The following is an 18177-nucleotide window of genomic DNA, read 5'->3' on the forward strand; positions in this document are numbered from 1 at the left end:
TCATAGAACATTCATCCTTTGACTTGCTGTTTTCTTTATCATGAAGTTTTTGCTTTCTTAAGGTCTTTCTCTTTGGCTTTATCTTTTACTGTACCCTTAACTTTTTCTTTGACCGGGACGATGATTTTCTTCTTTTCATTGGCAAGTTGCCAATACCTTAACACTTTCCGATACATAGACTTATCTTTTAATTGGTTAAAAATATACGGGTCTGGCTTCGTATTCACCTCAATAATCCACGGGGTGAAACGGTGATCCAGTCCGATGTCCACTCCAATTTGCCGGAAATTTGGATATGTTTTTTGTAGCTGTGTCGCAATGGTGATGCCCAGTTCATTCAATTTTTTTACCAGTTCAGCCTGCTTGCTTTTGGTTAAATGGGATTCCAGTAGCTGCTCCAGTGCCATCGGCGTGCCGCCGCTATGATAATTCGTCACGATTTTGCGGGGATGACCGAGCCGACCAATAATTCCGGTAGATTCCCATGGCCCTTTTGCATTGCGCTGCACCATGACCCGGATATCAAAATAACGCTTCTGATGGCGCAGTAAATGGATTCCCTTTTGAATGAGATAGCTTTGCTTGCCCGTTTTCTTCGACAGACTGGTATACAGTCCATCCAAACTTTTGAACACCAGACGCTTTTCCTCGTATTGATAGGCAAAACGCTGCCCTTCTTCCTGCTCTACTCTCATCACACCTTTGCCAAACGTGCCTCGCTCGGGTTTTACATAGACCATGCCGTATTGCTCCAGCATCGACTTCAGATTTGCTTTGTTGTATTTTTGAGTATTCGGTATAAAAGGCTTGATGCCGCGATGCTGGAGCAGCAATCTGGTTTTGTGCCACTTGCTGCGCAAGGCCTGCGCTTGTGAAAATTTCACTTGCCCCTCTCCTCTCTGCTGTCAGGGTAGAACGCTCCTGTATGAAAAGAACAATCCATCGTATGCACCAAATCCCCATCCGAAAGCGCCATCAGCCCTATTCCGCATATAAATGGACGACTGGCCTTGCCCGGTCGAAAGCGCCTGTCCGTACATACAATAATATAAGACGCCGAACGCGTACATTTTGCATAAATAGGGAGTGAATAACATGTCAGCGCCATCGGATGAGCAACGGAAAGGTTCCCTAACGATTGATGTTCTGATTCCTGCAATTGATAAGGATATCGCCACGCTTCCACTGGTGATAGACAGCCTGCGCCGTCACGTACAGCACCGGATTGGAACCATTTACATTATTTCACCGCAAAGTACCGGACTCCGCCGTCTTTGCGTACGCAAGAAGTGCACGTTTGTAGACGAAAAGACCATTCTGCCCATCACGAAAAAGGATATTCGCTACGGAACAACGCGTTGGGATCGCTCAGGCTGGCTGTATCAGCAATTGCTTAAAATGAACGGTGACAAAATCAGCAAAGCCTCTTTTTTTCTGGTCATTGACGCAGATACCGTCCTGATTCGTCCACATGTGTTCCGCAAAGACGGCAAGACAATATTTTACTATCGCACCTGGAGCCAGCCAGAGTATTTCCGCACCTACCACAAGCTGATGGGCGTTAAGGCCCCTTCACCAAAGTCCTTTGTTACCCACTATATGCTGTTTGAAAAAACGCGGCTCACCCGGCTCAAACAAGTCATTGAAGCCCGCCACGGGATTCCCTGGTACAAAGCGATTATCCGCAATATAGACCGGACGAAGCAGTTTGGATTTTCAGAATATGAAACATATGCCAACCACCTCTACAGCAGTGATCCCTCCCGAATGATTTTACGCAAGTCACTCAATAAAGGGCTTCATAGTCGAGCGGACTCCCTGTCACAAAAACAACTGGATACATTCGCTAAAAGCCATCGTTCCTTATCTTTTCATCAACGCAAGGTATACCAACAGGCTGCTAAAACAAAAACAGAAGCATCTGTGAAAACGAAAGCGCTCAACATGGTTTCAACTCATGATCCAAAATGGATCTGAAATCGAAGGAGGAAGCGCCTGTGCGCATCATACTGTTATGCGGCGGTGCTGGACAACGGCTGTGGCCGTTGTCCAACGGTATCCGCTCGAAGCTGTTTCTTCGGCTCCTGCCTGCCCCGGATGGGCAGAAAGAATCCATGCTTGGGCGGGTGTATCGTCAGCTTGCTGTGGCAGGACTGGATACCTCTGCCCTGCTGCTGACCCATCGGAATCAGGTAAATCTGGCCTTTCGCCATACGGAAGGTCGTCTGCCTGTTCTGGGCGAGCCTGCCAAGCGGGGCACCTTCACCGCTGCTGCACTCGCGGCTGCCTATTTGCACACCAGAGGTACAGGATTGAACGAAATCCTCTGTATCGCTCCGGCCGATATGTTTGCAGGAGAGGATTTCTTTCACAGTGTGGCAGCGCTCCCCGACCTGCTGCTCGATAGTGGCGCTGATCTGGCCATGCTTGGGACAAGGCCCAGCCATCCCTCTGACCAATACGGCTATATCGTGCCGGATCAGGAGATAACACGGGCGCATAAGGCTTCTTATGCGTTGGTTGCCCGCTTCACAGAGAAGCCGGATCGCATCGGGGCGCAGCAACTCATTAGCCAAGGTGCATTGTGGAACTGCGGCATCTACGCTTTTACGCTGAGATATATGCTGTTCTGTATGAAGCGCTGCGATTTGCCGCTGAATGATAAGGAGCTGTGCGCAATGTATGACGACCTCCCTGTTCGCAGCTTCGACGAGGAGGTCGCGGAGCGTGCCAAACATGCCGTTGTCCTGCCTTATGATGGTGAATGGTGTGATATCGGAAGTTGGCAGGCGTTAACGGAACAGCTCGGCAACCGGGTGATCGGGCGCGGACAGATCAGCGGTCCCGCTCAAGGAACGCATATCGTCAATGAGCTGCCCTATCCGCTTCATGTCATTGGCGTCGAGAATATTATCGCTGCTGCCAGTCCTGACGGCATCCTCATTGCCGCCAAGAGCTATGCCCACGCGATCAAGGAGCAGCTAGGGGCGCTTCCGCTATATCCTATGCATGGTGAAACCGCTTGGGGCAGCTATCGTGTGCTGGACGAGTTCGATCACCGCAGCCTGAACGATATCCTGGCTATACGCTTGACGGTACTGCCAGATCAACGCCTGAATGGCCGTATCCACGGCAGCGGGCTTAAAGTGTGGACGATTGTTTCCGGCCGGGGAGAGGTCATGCTGAATGGGGAACGGTTTTCGGCGGCAAGCGGCTCCGTGTTCAGCATCCCGGCGGATACGTATCACACCGTCAGGGCCAGTCTGGATACGTCACTGGAACTGGTTGAGGTACGTTTGGGCAACAGTCTGGTGAGCGCCTTTTATAAGGCTAATTCCTGACGACACTACAGTAGGACTTACTAACGTAACTACTCCTTCATGAAACCGCCAAACAAATAATCGCTTCTGTAGTCAGGGGAATAAACTTCCCTTGCTTCAGGAGCGATTTTGCGTTGTAATGTTTTGCCTGGCTAGGTTACACCTACACCTCTGACCTGAGCGGATAATATACTTCGTTAGTCTTCATCATCCCTGCTTCTCTCAAAAAATGCTGTGCGATCTGCATTTGATAATTTATGCGCACTTTCCTGGGCAGACTCCAGCCTGTTTCCACGGTAACCGAGCGTGCTCCTAAAATACGGGCTGCCGCCGTTCGAGAGGAACCTGGAAGCTCGCGCAGCCGAATGTTGAAATGTTGGTCCTTCACCTTGATGGAACAATTCATTCGCTTTATAATCCGGTGCACCGTAGGGACCGCCGAATTGCCGCTATTGGTAATCAACGTCTGACCAAGTACCTTCGCATCCTTTTGAGATAATCCGTTGGCTTCATGCAGATCCAGATACCACTCGGGTCGATGCTCTTGTGCTAATTCGAACACAGCGGCTGCCAGCGGTTGCGTGGCCGCTTTCTTTTTCGTACGCGGAAAGGTCCTGTTCAGATCAGGCACTCCTCTGATTCGCTCCTGGTAAGCCTCCCGATTCACAATGGGTATGATAATGAGCTTGCCTTGGCTGATCCGCAGCTTCTGTTGATTCAACAGCTCCACCAGCTTCTCAGCGGCCCGAATGCTTGCGATTTCCTTGCCGTGTATGCCCGCAACCACCATCACATGCGGCCGGCCCTGTCCCTCTGTGGCTATATAATAAGGAGTAGCCCAGGAGGAACCCTTCCCAAGCATATGCTTTGTGACCTTCATTTCCTCCACCTCCGTTTAGGCTCTTGATGCCCCGTTCCTCTTTCCTTCCCGGCGAATGATTTCACGGTACAGCTTCAAATATTTATCGGTCATCTGCTTGTTGGTAAATCTTTGCGTGACATACAAGCGAAGCTCGGCTGGAGACGGATAGTTTTTTTGCCGCACCTTTCGTACCATCTGGCCGACCGACTTGCAAATCAGCTGTGGAAAGCCTGCCAGCACCTCGGGGACCGAACCGTTTTTCAAAGCCAGCACAGGTGTCCCGCAAGCCATCGCCTCCACCATCACGAGTCCAAACGGCTCTTCCCACAATGTCGGAAACAACAGACACTCCGCGTGCTTGAGTAGCTTTTGCTTTTGTTGGCCCCCCACTGCTCCCACATAGCGAATATTGGGATTGTGCTGAATCCGTTTTTGAATCTCCTGGCGAAAAAAAACTGGAGCTTTGATCGGCCCGGCAATCAATAGCCTTTTTCCTGTTTGTTCTGCAACCTGAATGGCCTGCAAAACGCCTTTATTTCGTATGATTCTGCCCATGAACAGTAAATAGCCGTGCTTTTTGTCGCTAAACTCGTAATCATGTGTGTTGATGCCGTTATATACATAATAGCCTTTTCCCTCGCCCATCAACTGCCGTGCCCGCTTGCTAACATATACCGGATTGTTGCCATGCTCCTTCACAGGAAGATGAACCGTGGATACCGCCGGACAAGGGAGCTTCCTGTTTCCCATAGCCGAACGAAAGGTATGATCATGAATCATTTGCGTTCCGGGTGGCATGTGCTTTAATACGAATTGGGGGATTTGACTGTGCTTCAAGCCCTTGGGAAAGGTAATCAACCGGGCGCTGCTCCTGCTCCCACGGGCGGCAAACAGAGATACATGATGCCCCCGTTTTACCAGTTCTTCTGTTAATTCATACACAACCTTTTCAGTTCCGCCCTTGATGGAGGGCACCGGCTGTGCATTCGGAGAGTTGGAAATGACCTGAACAATTGTCAGACGTTCGCCTTTGGTCGTTTTATTCTGCTTTGGAGCCATATGAATTCCCCTTTCTGATCGGAAATACAGTGTGACTATTACAATGAGACGGAAGCCTGAACCTACTTCCGTACAAGTTATATATGTAGTATATAGGTATGTATATTTTGCATCATTGCTTGTGCAAATCGTCTTCAAGTCGGTTTTTGTCATACAGGCCCAGTGATAAGGGGAAGCTGTACATTTTGTCAATCCAGAATTAAGGAGAAAATTCTCATCGTTTTCTAATAAATCAGGGCAAAGCGTTGGGGTAACAGGATTGTAACCTTGAGTGGTAAATTCCGGATATTTTATTTATGTTATTGTCATTTCAGGACATCAACAAAATACGAAATAACGGAGGAACATCATGAAAAAACATACTACTAAAAAATTATGGATGGGCATTTGCGTTACGATGACATTGGCTTTCAGTGCAGGCAGCTTCGTTGTAGGACCAGATACCATTCATGCGGCTTCCGCAGACACAGCAGATCAGGTCATCGCTACGGGCTCCCAGTTCATGGGCGTACGTTATCAGCATGGAGCGCCGGCTGGCAATACAAGCTCTTTTGATTGCTCTTCTTTCACTCAATATGCTTTTGGACAAAATGGCATCAAGCTTCCACGCTCGTCCAGACAGCAATCGACCGTTGGTACCTTTGTGCCACGCAGCCAGCTTCAAAAAGGTGATCTGGTCTTTTTCTATTCACCAATTCACCATGTAGCGATTTATATGGGAAATGGCAAGCTACTGCACACGTTTGGTAAAGGCGGCGTAACGATTACCGATCTGAACTCAGGATGGTGGAATTCCCATTACACTACAGCACGCCGTGTCCTTTAGGACAAGCACCCGAGGGGCTATTCAACCATTCACTCACACTATACTGGAATCAACAAAAGGGCTGTTCCGCGAGTAGATATGTCTACTGGAGGGACAGCCTTTCCTGTTGATTCTGCGGCAGTGTTACGATGACCTCGCTCCCTTTTCCCTCCACACTCTCCATCCGGATCGTTCCCTGATGAACATCTGTAATTGCCTTGGCAATGGGCAATCCCAGCCCGGTTCCTCCCGTTTTACGGTGTCGGGAGCTGTCTACCCGGTAAAATCGTTCGAACACTCGTTTGACCTCTCCCTCAGGTATCCCGATTCCAGCATCCTTGACTCGAATTCGGACATGCTTTGCCTCTGTGGACAAAATAATTTCAATCTCATCCGAGCTGTATTTTAGAGCATTGTCCAGCAAGATAACCAGTAACTGCTTGATTTTTGCAAGATTGGCATCCAACCAGATTTCCGGTTCATCCATAAAAATGTTAATTTGCCGATCATGTACTGTCTTGAGATGAGCCACTACCTGCTGACAGCAGCCAACTAGCTCCATTCGTTCATGCGGTTCGGGATTTCCCTGCTGTGAGGAAGCCAGTGCCAGCAATTGCTGTGTCATGGTGCGCATCCGCTGTGTTTCTTCATAAATGGATTGAATGGATTCCTTGTAGATATCCTCGTCACGCGTGCCCCACCGTCGTAGCATGTTGGCGTAGCCCTCAATAATCATAAGCGTCGTATTCAGCTCATGCGAGGCATCAGAGACAAATTGCTGCTGGCTTTGAAAGCTTTCCTCCAGCCTGCCCATCATTCGGTTGAAAGTAGCCGTCATTTGGGACAATTCGTCATGATTATGACTGCCAACGGGGATCTTTTTAAACTTCAGACTTCTTTCAATCTCCTGCATCGTCTGGATGCTGCTCGAAATAGGCAGCAATATGGCGTTCGCCAAAATCGTGCTGCCTACCAGACTAAGTAACATGGCCCCTACGGTTGATGTGATTAGGATTGTATTCAGAATATCGAGATTGGTTTCGAGCGCATCCCATTTTTCCACGATTTCCAGCGTTCCCTCCTGCTTGCCCTCAGGGGAGAGAACCGGGAGATGGATGACCAAAATTTTATGACCTTGTACATCCGTCAGCTCCGAGCTTTGAGAAGGGTTAAAACGCATATTACCCAGCTTGAAGCGGGACTGGCGGCTGACTTCATACAATAAGCGGGATTTCTGATCAAAAACTCTCAGGATCGTATCCCCTGAAAGCTCGTCCTTTAGTTTGGGGCTCCACGCATTTTTCAGGATCATGGTCGGACCGGCCTCAGCAATGATTTCAGTCCATTTATTTTGCAGCACTTCTCTTTCATTCCGGGTCGCAATTTTGACAAACAGTAAATGCACCGTTACGTCTACAAACAGGAGAATGGAGAGGACTAAAATAGAAGCAAGCAAAGTAATTTTCGTACGCAGCTTCAATGGTCTTCCTCCCTGATGCAATATCCTACACCGCGTACAGTTTTGATCAGCTTCTTTTTGTAGCCATGGTCGATTTTTTTGCGGACATACCGGATATACACATCAACGACATTCGTATCGCCTACAAAATCAAATCCCCACACGTCCTGAATAATCTGATCCCGCTGCAAAACCTGATTTTGATGCTCCATGAGGTAGAGAAGCAGGTCAAATTCTTTGGGTGTTAACTCCATATGCTTCCCTTCACGCACCACAGACCGTGTCTTGCGGTCTAACACCAAACCATCGACCTGAAGCCGGGACGAGGGCTTGCTCTCTTCATGTGGAGGGATCGTCGCAGACTCCGGTTGATGTCTCATGCTCGCCCGCATCCGTGCCAACAGCTCCTCAATTTCAAAGGGCTTCGTAATATAATCATTCGCTCCCTCGTCCAAACCGGAAACCTTATCAGTTGTTTTGTTACGCGCGGTCACCATAATGACAGGTGTAAGTGTGTCGATTTTCCGTATCTCCCTTAACACCTCAACCCCGTTCATCTCAGGCAGCATTACATCCAGAATAATAATGTCCCAAGTGCGCGTCAAAGCCTTATCCAGTCCTTCTCTGCCGTTTTGGGCGATTTCGACCATATAGCCTTCATGGGACAGCTCCAATTGAAGCAGTCTGGAAATTTTCTCTTCATCATCGATCACCAGCACCGACTTCTTCACCACAAAATCACCTGTTTTCATAGAAAAAATAAATGATAAATGGAAATGACATTCATTTTTTATTTGATTTTAAGCTTTTAGTTGTCCGATCCCTATATAATATAACTTTGTAATTCAATTTTTTGATATTAAGGAGTATTTTATTCATGCTAATTAATGTAGACTATGCCTTGTTTCACTGGATCAATGGGTTGGCTGAACACCTTGCCTTTTTGAATGGATTGATGCGTTTTATGGCGCAATATGCACCGTATTTGTATGGGGTGGCATTACTTGTATACTGGTTCACCTTTAAAATGCCCAACCGGATGATGGTGCTGGAAGCGATTCTGACGGTATGTATCGGATTTGTGATCAGTTGGGGGCTTGGACATTTGTTTTATAGAGATCGGCCTTTTGTCGGACATTCTGTGATCCAGCTGATCCATCATGATGCCAATGCTTCATTCCCGAGCAATCATGCACTTGGAGCCTTTGCATTGGCTTCTATATTGTGGCTTCACCATCAAAAATATCGTGTCCTCTGGGTTATACTGGCTGTACTCATTTCGGTGTCTCGAGTGTGGACGGGTGTACATTATCCTTCGGATATTTTGGCAGGCGCACTCATTGGAGCAGGCTGCGCTGTCGGCATTCATACATTCATTCGAAGCCGTAAGCTTCCTGCTATCTTCATACAGGCGGCTATTATTTTTTATGAGAATTGGGAGCAGAAACTGGGGCTCAAACCTGCCAAGCAGGCCAAAGGCTGATCGTTCTCAAACATATTTCTCGACTACAAAACAGACGCTGTTTGCGTCTGTTTTTCTCTTTTTAGAGTTTGATTCAAGCATTTTTTTGAAGTAACTTCATTCTTGTTCGACCCGTTTGTTTTTTATTCCTGTTCGTACGCTTGCACTTTCCAGCTATGCTGTCGATTTGGAGCGGAGAGGTGGCATACGTTCTTCATAACGCTGATAAAACCAGATACAAGCCGCCATCCAGCTTCCGCTCATAAAATAACCCCCCAGTACGTCGCTCGGGTAGTGCACTCCCAGATAAATACGGCTTGTCCCAATGGTTACAATCAGTAGCGCGCTGACCGCAACAAGCAGGATACGGCCCAGCCTGGATGGAACATGCTTCCATATGAGAAAAGTGAGCGCTACGTACATCGTAAAGGCAGTCATGGAGTGTCCACTGGGAAAGCTGTAGCCATTGGCTTCAATAATACGATTAATCTCGGGGCGTTCGCGCCGAAATAGCATTTTTAGTACGGTATTCAGCAGCACTGAGCCCACCACGGCAATGGCTAAAAATAGCAGCTCTCTACGATGTCCCAACACTCTGTATAGTACAATCATGGCGATCACCAGAATGATAATAACCGGAACCTCGCTCCCTATGGTGGTGAAAAATTCCATGATGCGAGTCATAGCAGGCGATTCCAGTTGATGCACGGCCGTAATAATTCTAAGGTCAAAATACCGCACTTGCTGGTCGCTGACCCACAAGGCGATTAAACCGAAAACGAGCGCACATACTGCGCAGGTAAGTAATGCCAAGGAAACAGGCAACTTCGTTTGCGTTTGCTTCATGATGTTATTTGTCCTCTCCGTAATATTCGTTTCGTGGTAAAACGGGTGTATTTCGTGCTGCTTCGCTTGTACAGTACCATTCCGCCTACACCATTTTAAATGTGCATTTTCAGCTTATATAGTGTATTTATCTACTGTACCCATATTTCGTTTATCCCTATCCTGAAGGGGATTATGTTTTAGAGTAAAGTAATTTCAGCTTTTTAGCAAAAGAGCGTGGAGTCAGCCTGTGATACGAAATCAGTTCTCCGTTAAAAATTACATGGAATACACCGTAAGGTGTCGGAGACAGTTCCATCAGTTGTGGACGGTTATCCATAAGAATGATTTGGGGCTGTATTCCCAAAAGTTCGGCCGCTTCGATCACATTCTGTGTGGCAATCTCGAGATACGGGCATTGACGGGTTCGCAAGATGGTCAATCCTTGACCAAAACGCTCCAAGCGTTGGGCCCAGTTATCAGGAAAATACGGATCAACGAATGTTGGATCAAGCTTGTACGCATATAACTGAAAAGAATGAGGTGCTTTGTCTGCAAGCTGAAATCCATTTTTAAGAAAAACATCAGGACTTGGTGCCCACGATGTATCCGTGTTAGTTACAACAGCTACTCCTTTTTGACCCAGTTTCACTGCGTCCTCTATACAACGCTGAATGAGCTGAGAGCCTATACCCGCTCCCGTCACGCCAACCCATAAGCAATGAATCACAAGGTAGCCGTCCGCATGTACAGCTCTCCACGCCTGTTCTCCCCGCGTATATTCGACAAACCCTACCGACTTGTTATTTTTTCTTAGTTGTATGTAAGTCAGACCACGACTGAGTTCCTGTTCTGTCCAATTCACCTTTTGAATATATCCTGGTGCTTTTTGCATACTTCTCATGCAGTAGCAGCCGCTCTCTCTAATTTGGTTCTCCTGCCATTCAAGGGTTGAAATGTTCATATAACCTCTCCCGACTTTAAAAATCTATACTATGAAACGGATGATTGTTATATAAGCTGAACTTAGAAGTTACTTTTCAGCTTATATAACATTTAACCCCCTAATTTTCCAGGTGGCCTGACTCAAGGGAGATGGAACTGATTAGTTCAAAAAGAAGAGGACCGAAAATGAATAAATGCCTCCAACCTTAACGGTTCAAGAGGCATCTATTCATGATGTGACTAAATACGTGTACGCTAAAGCCACTATATTCGTTCTAAGTTGTTGGGGTTACTTCGCCGAGCTTGACCTTATCCTCTGCTTCCTCCGTTGGATAGCGTCTACGGAACCATAGCGACTGGAGCAGCAAAAAGGTACCACTTACCGTCCAGTATAACGGCATGGCAGCAGGCGCGTTAAAAGAAAAAACAGCCATCATGATGGGCGAAAGATATCCCATGATCGCAAACTGCTTGCGTTGCTCAGCCGTCATTTGAAGCTGGGATAGCTTGGCCTGTGCCAAGTAAACGACTGCGACGAAGATTGCCAAAATCCAGTCCGGCTGCCCGAGTCGGAACCATAGGAACGAATGAGACGCCAATTCCGGGGTAAGCCGGATGGCTGTGTACATACCGCTCAATATGGGTAGCTGAATGAGAATAGGCAAACAGCCGATATTCAGCGGATTAAATTGATGCTCTTTGTAAAGTGACATCATTTCCTGCTGCATACTCTGCTGGCTGGCAGCATCCTTCTTATTTTCGTACTTCTTCTTAATTCGGTCTAAGTCAGGCTGCATAGCGCTCATTTTGCGCTTCATCCCCTGTTGAGCACGAGTTTGGCGCATCATAAGCGGTAGTAACGCCAAACGGACGATTAACGTCAATGACATGATCGCCAGTCCAAAGCTTCCGCCAAACCATTGCGCTAGTTGCTGAATAAGCCAGGATAGCGGGAACACTACATAATGATTAAAAAATCCGGGTGTCTGTGCATTAATCTCCGCAGCATTCGCGCCGCAGCCGGAAAGCAGCATAACCACCGCCAGCGCAACCATAATTCCGAATATCCGTTCTTTTTTACCCCAATAGGTGAATCCCTTGAATCGTTTCATATGTTCCTCCTCGTTGATTGGCTGTGCCATCGTTCAACGAGGGGGAACAATCTGACGCGTCTTCATCCGGCGCTTCCTTCCGCCGGATATGACGTGCCAGCCGGACAGGCATGTCCTGCCCGCGGGCAGTTAACGGCATCAGCGGAGAAGCATGCGACCGCACGGACCCGCCTTCTATCCAGCACTCGGGCACATTGCCGTGCAAATGAGCGAGATATGCGTAGGTTACCGTACACAGCAAGCCGATCGTAAATAAGTAAGGGAGCAGGTCCTGAAGCTCAAACAAGGGATTCACCTCCTTCGGTTCGTTGCTACGATTATAGCACGAAACCAGGCAAGCGACTATTACATTAGAAAGAGATACAACAGGTTGTCGTACTACTGAATTTAAGCATCCCTCTTACTCAAAAAAGACTGAAAATGAAATGGATTATGAAACTTTTGGTTCTTTTTACAGTCTAATCAAAGGATGGCTTACCAAAGCCTTACACCCAATTTAACTATTAAAGGAGCAAGCATGAATGAAGAAAACGATACATAGCTCATTGCTAACAGGATTGGCGATAGTCAGCATCGGGCTGCCTTTGACTGGCGGTGGTTTTGCCTTAACAGCAAGTGCAGAGCAAGCGACGGTCTCTATGAGCAACGGGGCTTATAGTTCTCCAATCCAAGCGCCTGTGATCAAGCCCTCCTGGTCTTTTCCCGTTATCCCAATCGATAGAAATCAGGTTCCAGATCAGGCGGTTGCGGTTGCGGAAAACGGTAAGGTGTTCGCAGTGGATTCTAACCACAGACTGGTTGCCCTTGAAGGTACTTCGGGACGGAAATTGTGGCAATATGGAAATCAGCTTACCCCTGTTTTGATTCATAGCAACGACACCATTTACGGAATGACACAGAGCGGTTCCGTCTATGCCGTTACAGAATCAGGCAAGAAAGCATGGACCACTTCATTAGGTTTTACTAAGGCAGATCATATTTATAGAATAGACTCTACAATATACATTACACAGTCGGAGCAAATGGCTGCCGTTGATGCTGCCAGCGGCAAGCTCAAATGGAAAATCAGTGAGGATAAGGACTCGTACCACGGTCTGAACAAGTTAATGGAAACCAACGGTGTCCTCATCCGCAATTATAACGTACAGGGCAGCCTAACCTTTGAACAGATCAATGCATATGATGCTAAATCTGGCAAAAAGCTTTGGGAAAGCTTCAGAACTTCCTTTCCACTAACCGTTAAAGACGGGGTCGTCTACTCTGTTGTCAACACGTTTATGATTGATGACGATCCGGTAAACAGAAAGATTACGATAGCACAGTATAATCTCAAGACAGGAGAATCCAAAGGAGAGCGTCAATACCGCTGGACTGACCCTGAGAATAAAGACGGTATCTTCCGATCCGGAGGCATTCATGGCTCTGCTTTTCTGGACGGCAAAGACCTTTATGTTTTTCAGGGAAAGACACTGGCTTCCTATGACTTCTGGAACTACAAGCCAGACAGCAAACCTGCTCGCAAGTGGTCGCAAAATGGCTATGAGCAGCTTGTTCCTTTATGGTCCATTCATGAAGGTCGCATGTTCTACCAAGATTTTAGTATGGGCGGACTGATTGCCATGAAGCTGGCTTCCGGGCAATTCATTCATTATGATTACGGTGATAATCCAACCATTCAGGCTGATGTATTCGGCAAAGGGGTCTATGTTGGACAATCAGATGGCGTGTTTCATGGTTATGACCTGATGACCTTGAAACCCGTGTTTACCGTCAACATTGGATCACGCTCCTTCGGTCCAACGCTCAAATCCGGCGGAATGATATTTATTCAAAGCGGCAACCATCTGCATGCTGTCAAGCTCCCTGCTTCTTTAAAATAATTTCAAACCTTAACGAATAGCAAGCATACGGTTCAGTGCCAGCACAGCATCCTGTCTAACCTGATTGCTCACACGAATCACACCAACAGGCTCTCCACGGTCAATCTGCTCCATCGCCCATAGCAGATGAGGAAGATCAATCCGGTTCATCGTCAGGCAGGGACACATATCGGGATTGAGCGATTCAATCTGCTGTTCGGGGTACTGCTGCCGGATACGCTGCACGAGATTCATTTCGGTGCCAACAGCCCATTTTGTCCCCGGCTCTGCCGCATGGATCGTGTCGATGATGAATTTCGTGGAGCCCGCGCAATCTGCAAGCTGAACAACCTCATAAGAGCATTCGGGATGAACGATGACCCGGATGCTCTCGTCGCGCTCACGGATACGATGGATATTCTCGACCGTAAATTTTTCATGAACAGAGCAGTGCCCTTTCCATAAAATAATTTTTACGGCTGCCGGGTCACGGTCCGTCTCCAGTTGATCGGTCATTGGATTCCACACCGCCATTTCATTCAGCGGAATGCCAAGATCGTAAGCTGTGTTGCGGCCCAAGTGCTGATCCGGCAAAAACAAAATGCGTTTCTTCTGCTTCAGCGCCCAATCCAGCACTTGCTTGGCATTCGAAGAGGTCACCGTAGCCCCGCCATGTCTCCCCACAAAAGCTTTAATTTCTGCCGTGGAATTCACATAGGTCAGTGGGATGATCGTGTCGCCCACCATCTCCTGCAAATGCTTCCAGGCCCGCTCTGTCTGCTCCATATTCGCCATATCTGCCATCGAGCAGCCTGCACGCATATCCGGCAACACGACCGTTTGCCGATCCGTAGTCAGCATATCCGCTGTTTCTGCCATAAAATGTACTCCACAAAACACAATAAATTCTGCTTCCTGATTTTGTGCCGCCATTTGGGCAAGCTGAAGGGAATCCCCTGTTATATCTGCAAACTGAATAACCTCATCCTTCTGATAGTGATGGCCCGGAATAAGCAGCTTTTGTCCCCATTTTTGCTTCAATTGGGCGACACGCTGCTCCATATCAGCAACCGTCAGTGTCTTATAATGCTCTGGCATGAGTCCACGATTTCCTTGTAAAACGTCAAGCATAGACATTTGAATCCCTCCATTATCTCTGCGACTGTCTGACCCGTCTTCCCACGAACAGACAAGCGCTGTGTGTACCAGTATGTTTACAAGTGTCTTGACACTTATATTTACACATGCCTACAATAATCTCAAGGCTTTTTGGATGGAATTATTTTTAGCAGGGGGAGATTGGCCATGATTTATCTGGACTATGCCGCTTCTACACCGATGTGTGACGAAGCTTTGAATATGTATAACACATTAAATAAGGAAATGTTCGGAAATGCCAGCAGCCTCCATGATGCAGGAGGTCAGGCAGCTTATGCACTGGATTATAGCAGACAACGGATCGCAGACATGATTGGAGGTCAAAAGGAAGGAGTTTATTTTACAACAGGAGGAACAGAGTCTAATATGCTGGCTGTACAGTCCATCCTAAAAGGATTGCCACAGCATAAAAAACACTGGATCATGAGCGCCCTGGAACACCATTCGATGTACAATCTTGCTGCTTTACTGGAGCGGCAGGGCTATGAGCTGACCATTGTGCAGCCGGACAAGGAAGGACGAATCACCCGGGATGTCCTCTTACCTCATCTCAGAGAAGACACTGGGCTTGTATCCATACAACACGCCAATTCAGAGACCGGACTTATTCAGGATATTGCTGCCTTGTCTCCCCTGCTACGCGAACGGGGGATTTTGCTGCACAGCGACGCGGTACAAACCTTTGGCAACATTCCAGTTCATGTAGATCTGCTAGGGGTGGACGCTCTCTCCATATCGAGCCATAAAGTGTATGGTCCCAAGGGTGTGGGGGCGGTATATCTCAGACCGGGAACGCCGTGGCGCCCTGTGTATCCTGATACGCTGCATGAAAACGGATTTCGCCCCGGAACGGTCAACGTTCCCGGGATTGCGGCGTTTGTTGCGGCAGCGGAAATGATGACAGAACAAATGGAACTGCATCAGGAACAATATGCCGCGCTGAGACAGTATTTTTTTACCAAAATTCGGGAAAGATCAATCCCATTGCGTTTGGCCATACAGGAGAACAATAGGATTGCCAGGCTCAGTCATATTCTGGGATGTTTTTTTCACGGTTATGAGGGACAATATGTTATGCTGGAATGTAACCGTAGCGGTGTCTGTATATCCACCGGAAGCGCCTGCGCCGCCGGACATCACGAGCCTTCACCTGCTTTACAGGCGCTTGGAGCATCCGGTCGGGAGGCATTGCAATTTATCCGTATTTCCTTCGGAAGAACAACAACCACCGGAGATCTGGATGTGTTGGTGGATATTTTAACAGACCTGACAAGCAGACAAGAAAGGAGCTTATCCCGTTGACTGAATCTTTAAAACGGATGGGCACGGAACGCCGCGAACAGCTATTACTGTGGCTTAAGAGCGAATCCCCGCTGACCGGGAGCGAACTCGCACGCAGGGCTTCCGTCTCCAGACAAGTAATCGTACAGGATATTTCGCTGTTAAAAGCAAGCCAAGAGCCTATTCTTGCAACAAGTCAAGGATACATTTATATGGAGCCCTCGGGTCAGGCGGCCCCTCCAGCCTCACGTATTATCGTGTGCAAGCACCGACCTGAACAGACAGAAGAGGAACTAAAGCTGATCGTCGACTATGGCGTAAGTGTACAGGACGTTATTGTGGAGCATCCCGTATATGGTGATCTGACTGCTCCGATTCGGGTTGGAACCCGCAAGGAAGTAGACGATTTTATCCGTAAAATCAGCTCCACCCAAGCGATTTATCTGTCACAACTGACCGGAGGTATTCACCTTCATACCTTGCACGCCCCGGATGAAACCAAAATTGATGAAGCCTGTGCTGCATTGGAGAAAGCAGGCTTTCTAATAGCGGACTAGCTTGCAGTGTTATAGCAGTAGATAGTAAATACTATGTAGTCCCTGTCTCGCATGTGGAGCGCACTCTGCGCTCCGATAAAGGGGCTTACAGGATGAAAAACAGTCTCCTTAAAAGGTAAAAATCCCGGCCCCCTCATACAAGGGAATCGGGAACGGATTACGTTAACTTAATTTCGAGCAATTCGTATTTGATGACAGCCATAGGTGCATTCACATGAACGATACTGCCCACTTCTTTACCCAAGAGCTCCTTGCCTAGAGGGCTTTCATAGGAAATTTTGTTATCCAGCACGTCCGCCTCCGCAGGACTTACAATCTTGTATTCCATCTTTTCGGAAAATTCAATATCATTCAGAATAACTGTCGATCCGATACTAACGGTTCTAAGATCCAAACTGCTCTCATCCACGACCCGAGCTTTGGTCAGCATTTTCTCCAATATGATAATCCGGGTTTCCATAAACGCTTGGTCGTCCTTCGCTGAGTGATACTCACTATTTTCTTTCAAATCGCCGTAGCTGATAGCCAGCTTAAGCCGTTCGGCGAGTTCCTTGCGTTTGACAGTCTTTAGTTCCTTAAGCTCATCCTCCAGCTTGGTCAATCCCTCTTTAGTCAACAATACTTCTTCATTCGACATATTTTATCTACAACTCCTATTTGGCTTGCTTTATTGTAGTTTAACCTATATTGGAGCAACATGCGAAAAGAAATTACAGGGTGATAGGAGTCGGGTTCACCCAGATAGGGTTATTCTTACAGTAACCAACGCTTTCTGGTTCGCATATCATATGAATATAACGGCATTTTGAATGAGCACGCGCAGTTCCGTTGTCCTTGTCCCGCTATGGCATAAAAACGGGCATGGACAGCATATGGCGGGAGGAAGATTCAATGACTTCCTTAGGAAAGAATGGAAACCGTAATCGTAATCAGAAATCTAAATCATCCCCTAACCCCAACGGACAAAAGAAAAATGGGTTAAATAGTAACTCGTCTATCTTCTCCGCCCTGCATGGAAAAAATGTGGAGGTCATCGTAGCAGCCCTGTTATTAACAGGAAAGCTGCATGTCGATTCCGTTACTTTATACAGACAAGCAACGCTGCTTGTGGGATTAACGGGAAAATACAAAACATTAGCAGCAGACCCTTCCAACGTTGATAACATGGTGAAATTTTTAAATGATAACGGGAATATGACGCTGGATCAAGTGATACAAGCCTTTCAAAAGAAAATGGGAAAGTAATATGCCGATTACGAAAGGGGTTATTTGCGGTGAGTGAGCTTGCGCCAAGTGAGTTTGACGGAGAGCATTTTGCAGAGTTTATCATTATCACGATTCTGATTGTTTTATTCTTCTTTGGCTCCACCAATATAGATAATCTCTCGACTCAACCAACTCAACCTTAAATGGGCAGGCCCCCGTTCCCGGGGGCTTTTTTTGTAATAATACCGATATTCGGGATGAGAACCG

General features: G+C 47.4%; 20 protein-coding genes. 9 read left to right on the forward strand and 11 right to left on the reverse strand.

Annotated features, from left to right (window positions below):
• Nucleotides 1–38: 38 nt before the first annotated feature.
• The gene (locus tag ACQ4MX_RS01885; protein ID WP_431089009.1) at nucleotides 39–884 is read right to left on the reverse strand and encodes a YheC/YheD family protein; all 846 of its coding nucleotides are present in this window, start codon (nucleotides 882–884) and stop codon (nucleotides 39–41) included.
• A 211-nt stretch (nucleotides 885–1095) separates the two neighbouring features.
• Here ACQ4MX_RS01885 and ACQ4MX_RS01890 point away from each other — a divergent pair, with 211 nt between their 5' ends.
• Both ACQ4MX_RS01890 and ACQ4MX_RS01895 read left to right on the forward strand, forming a co-directional pair.
• Nucleotides 1096–1977: a DUF6492 family protein gene (locus ACQ4MX_RS01890; protein WP_431089011.1), complete on the forward strand. Its 882-nt coding sequence runs from the start codon at nucleotides 1096–1098 to the stop codon at nucleotides 1975–1977.
• Nucleotides 1978–1997: 20 nt separating this feature from the next.
• The gene (locus ACQ4MX_RS01895) at nucleotides 1998–3341 is read left to right on the forward strand and encodes a sugar phosphate nucleotidyltransferase (protein WP_431089012.1); all 1344 of its coding nucleotides are present in this window, start codon (nucleotides 1998–2000) and stop codon (nucleotides 3339–3341) included.
• A gap of 142 nt (nucleotides 3342–3483) precedes the next feature.
• Here ACQ4MX_RS01895 and ACQ4MX_RS01900 read toward each other — a convergent pair whose 3' ends face one another.
• Together ACQ4MX_RS01900 and ACQ4MX_RS01905 are read right to left on the reverse strand one after the other, a co-directional pair.
• Nucleotides 3484–4200 carry a succinylglutamate desuccinylase/aspartoacylase family protein gene (locus ACQ4MX_RS01900; protein WP_431089014.1) on the reverse strand — a complete coding sequence of 239 codons (717 nt, stop codon included), beginning with the start codon at nucleotides 4198–4200 and terminating at the stop codon, nucleotides 3484–3486.
• A 15-nt stretch (nucleotides 4201–4215) separates the two neighbouring features.
• The gene (locus ACQ4MX_RS01905) at nucleotides 4216–5241 is read right to left on the reverse strand and encodes a glycosyltransferase (RefSeq protein WP_431089016.1); all 1026 of its coding nucleotides are present in this window, start codon (nucleotides 5239–5241) and stop codon (nucleotides 4216–4218) included.
• A 349-nt stretch (nucleotides 5242–5590) separates the two neighbouring features.
• On the opposite strand from ACQ4MX_RS01905, the gene ACQ4MX_RS01910 reads away from it, so the two are divergent.
• Entirely contained in the window at nucleotides 5591–6067 is a 477-nt protein-coding gene (locus tag ACQ4MX_RS01910) for a C40 family peptidase (RefSeq protein ID WP_431089017.1), read from the forward strand.
• An 82-nt stretch (nucleotides 6068–6149) separates the two neighbouring features.
• Here ACQ4MX_RS01910 and ACQ4MX_RS01915 read toward each other — a convergent pair whose 3' ends face one another.
• Both ACQ4MX_RS01915 and ACQ4MX_RS01920 read right to left on the reverse strand, forming a co-directional pair.
• Entirely contained in the window at nucleotides 6150–7526 is a 1377-nt protein-coding gene (locus ACQ4MX_RS01915) for a sensor histidine kinase (RefSeq protein ID WP_431089018.1), read from the reverse strand.
• On the reverse strand, nucleotides 7523–8236 hold the full coding sequence (locus tag ACQ4MX_RS01920; protein ID WP_431089019.1) for a response regulator transcription factor: 714 nt from the start codon (nucleotides 8234–8236) through the stop codon (nucleotides 7523–7525). Before ACQ4MX_RS01920 ends, ACQ4MX_RS01915 begins: the two co-directional genes overlap by 4 nt.
• 146 nt (nucleotides 8237–8382) lie before the next feature.
• Here ACQ4MX_RS01920 and ACQ4MX_RS01925 point away from each other — a divergent pair, with 146 nt between their 5' ends.
• Entirely contained in the window at nucleotides 8383–8988 is a 606-nt protein-coding gene (locus tag ACQ4MX_RS01925) for an undecaprenyl-diphosphatase (protein WP_431089020.1), read from the forward strand.
• A gap of 153 nt (nucleotides 8989–9141) precedes the next feature.
• Here ACQ4MX_RS01925 and ACQ4MX_RS01930 read toward each other — a convergent pair whose 3' ends face one another.
• The 4 genes from ACQ4MX_RS01930 to ACQ4MX_RS01945 form a co-directional block, all read right to left on the reverse strand.
• Nucleotides 9142–9813: a phosphatase PAP2 family protein gene (locus tag ACQ4MX_RS01930; protein WP_431089022.1), complete on the reverse strand. Its 672-nt coding sequence runs from the start codon at nucleotides 9811–9813 to the stop codon at nucleotides 9142–9144.
• 172 nt (nucleotides 9814–9985) lie between these two features.
• Nucleotides 9986–10756, reverse strand: a complete 771-nt coding sequence (locus ACQ4MX_RS01935) for a GNAT family N-acetyltransferase (protein ID WP_431089024.1) — start codon at nucleotides 10754–10756, stop codon at nucleotides 9986–9988.
• Between the two features lie 256 nt (nucleotides 10757–11012).
• A complete protein-coding gene (gene yidC, locus ACQ4MX_RS01940; protein WP_431089026.1) occupies nucleotides 11013–11849 on the reverse strand; it encodes a membrane protein insertase YidC in 837 nt (278 codons plus the stop codon).
• The gene (locus tag ACQ4MX_RS01945) at nucleotides 11815–12135 is read right to left on the reverse strand and encodes a hypothetical protein (RefSeq protein WP_431089028.1); all 321 of its coding nucleotides are present in this window, start codon (nucleotides 12133–12135) and stop codon (nucleotides 11815–11817) included. The genes yidC and ACQ4MX_RS01945 overlap by 35 nt, the downstream gene beginning before the upstream one ends.
• 235 nt (nucleotides 12136–12370) lie before the next feature.
• On the opposite strand from ACQ4MX_RS01945, the gene ACQ4MX_RS01950 reads away from it, so the two are divergent.
• Nucleotides 12371–13729 carry a PQQ-binding-like beta-propeller repeat protein gene (locus ACQ4MX_RS01950; protein WP_431089029.1) on the forward strand — a complete coding sequence of 453 codons (1359 nt, stop codon included), beginning with the start codon at nucleotides 12371–12373 and terminating at the stop codon, nucleotides 13727–13729.
• 9 nt (nucleotides 13730–13738) lie between these two features.
• On the opposite strand, the gene nadA is transcribed toward ACQ4MX_RS01950, so the two are convergent.
• Complete coding sequence (gene nadA / locus ACQ4MX_RS01955; protein WP_431089031.1) at nucleotides 13739–14845, reverse strand: quinolinate synthase NadA; 1107 nt, start codon at nucleotides 14843–14845, stop codon at nucleotides 13739–13741.
• Nucleotides 14846–15013: 168 nt separating this feature from the next.
• Between nadA and ACQ4MX_RS01960 the strand changes: the two genes are divergently transcribed.
• Together ACQ4MX_RS01960 and ACQ4MX_RS01965 are read left to right on the forward strand one after the other, a co-directional pair.
• Nucleotides 15014–16168 (forward strand): IscS subfamily cysteine desulfurase, encoded by a 1155-nt coding sequence (locus ACQ4MX_RS01960; protein ID WP_431089033.1) that lies wholly within the window; start codon nucleotides 15014–15016, stop codon nucleotides 16166–16168.
• Complete coding sequence (locus ACQ4MX_RS01965; protein WP_431089035.1) at nucleotides 16165–16704, forward strand: transcription repressor NadR; 540 nt, start codon at nucleotides 16165–16167, stop codon at nucleotides 16702–16704. The genes ACQ4MX_RS01960 and ACQ4MX_RS01965 overlap by 4 nt, the downstream gene beginning before the upstream one ends.
• A gap of 157 nt (nucleotides 16705–16861) precedes the next feature.
• Here the strand turns inward: ACQ4MX_RS01965 and greA are convergent, their stop codons facing one another.
• Nucleotides 16862–17341 (reverse strand): transcription elongation factor GreA, encoded by a 480-nt coding sequence (gene greA / locus ACQ4MX_RS01970; protein ID WP_044649529.1) that lies wholly within the window; start codon nucleotides 17339–17341, stop codon nucleotides 16862–16864.
• Nucleotides 17342–17595: 254 nt separating this feature from the next.
• Between greA and ACQ4MX_RS01975 the strand changes: the two genes are divergently transcribed.
• Both ACQ4MX_RS01975 and ACQ4MX_RS01980 read left to right on the forward strand, forming a co-directional pair.
• The gene (locus ACQ4MX_RS01975) at nucleotides 17596–17949 is read left to right on the forward strand and encodes a hypothetical protein (RefSeq protein WP_431089036.1); all 354 of its coding nucleotides are present in this window, start codon (nucleotides 17596–17598) and stop codon (nucleotides 17947–17949) included.
• A 29-nt stretch (nucleotides 17950–17978) separates the two neighbouring features.
• Nucleotides 17979–18113 carry a hypothetical protein gene (locus tag ACQ4MX_RS01980; RefSeq protein WP_431089038.1) on the forward strand — a complete coding sequence of 45 codons (135 nt, stop codon included), beginning with the start codon at nucleotides 17979–17981 and terminating at the stop codon, nucleotides 18111–18113.
• The last annotated feature ends 64 nt before the right edge of the window (nucleotides 18114–18177 follow it).

Origin of the sequence: Paenibacillus sp. 8b26 (assembly GCF_050626875.1) — a bacterium.
GTDB lineage: Bacteria > Bacillota > Bacilli > Paenibacillales > Paenibacillaceae > Paenibacillus.

Bases quoted from the DNA above. Each gene is read 5' to 3' on its own strand.
- ACQ4MX_RS01925 (WP_431089020.1), top strand. From the start codon at position 8,383: ATGCTAATTAATGTAGACTATGCCTTGTTTCACTGGATCAATGGGTTG.
- ACQ4MX_RS01910 (WP_431089017.1), top strand. From the start codon at position 5,591: ATGAAAAAACATACTACTAAAAAATTATGGATGGGCATTTGCGTTACG.
- ACQ4MX_RS01890 (WP_431089011.1), top strand. From the start codon at position 1,096: ATGTCAGCGCCATCGGATGAGCAACGGAAAGGTTCCCTAACGATTGAT.
- ACQ4MX_RS01975 (WP_431089036.1), top strand. From the start codon at position 17,596: ATGACTTCCTTAGGAAAGAATGGAAACCGTAATCGTAATCAGAAATCT.
- nadA (WP_431089031.1), bottom strand. From the start codon at position 14,845: ATGTCTATGCTTGACGTTTTACAAGGAAATCGTGGACTCATGCCAGAG.
- yidC (WP_431089026.1), bottom strand. From the start codon at position 11,849: ATGAAACGATTCAAGGGATTCACCTATTGGGGTAAAAAAGAACGGATA.
- ACQ4MX_RS01900 (WP_431089014.1), bottom strand. From the start codon at position 4,200: ATGAAGGTCACAAAGCATATGCTTGGGAAGGGTTCCTCCTGGGCTACT.
- ACQ4MX_RS01960 (WP_431089033.1), top strand. From the start codon at position 15,014: ATGATTTATCTGGACTATGCCGCTTCTACACCGATGTGTGACGAAGCT.
- ACQ4MX_RS01935 (WP_431089024.1), bottom strand. From the start codon at position 10,756: ATGAACATTTCAACCCTTGAATGGCAGGAGAACCAAATTAGAGAGAGC.
- ACQ4MX_RS01905 (WP_431089016.1), bottom strand. From the start codon at position 5,241: ATGGCTCCAAAGCAGAATAAAACGACCAAAGGCGAACGTCTGACAATT.
- greA (WP_044649529.1), bottom strand. From the start codon at position 17,341: ATGTCGAATGAAGAAGTATTGTTGACTAAAGAGGGATTGACCAAGCTG.
- ACQ4MX_RS01950 (WP_431089029.1), top strand. From the start codon at position 12,371: ATGAAGAAAACGATACATAGCTCATTGCTAACAGGATTGGCGATAGTC.
- ACQ4MX_RS01930 (WP_431089022.1), bottom strand. From the start codon at position 9,813: ATGAAGCAAACGCAAACGAAGTTGCCTGTTTCCTTGGCATTACTTACC.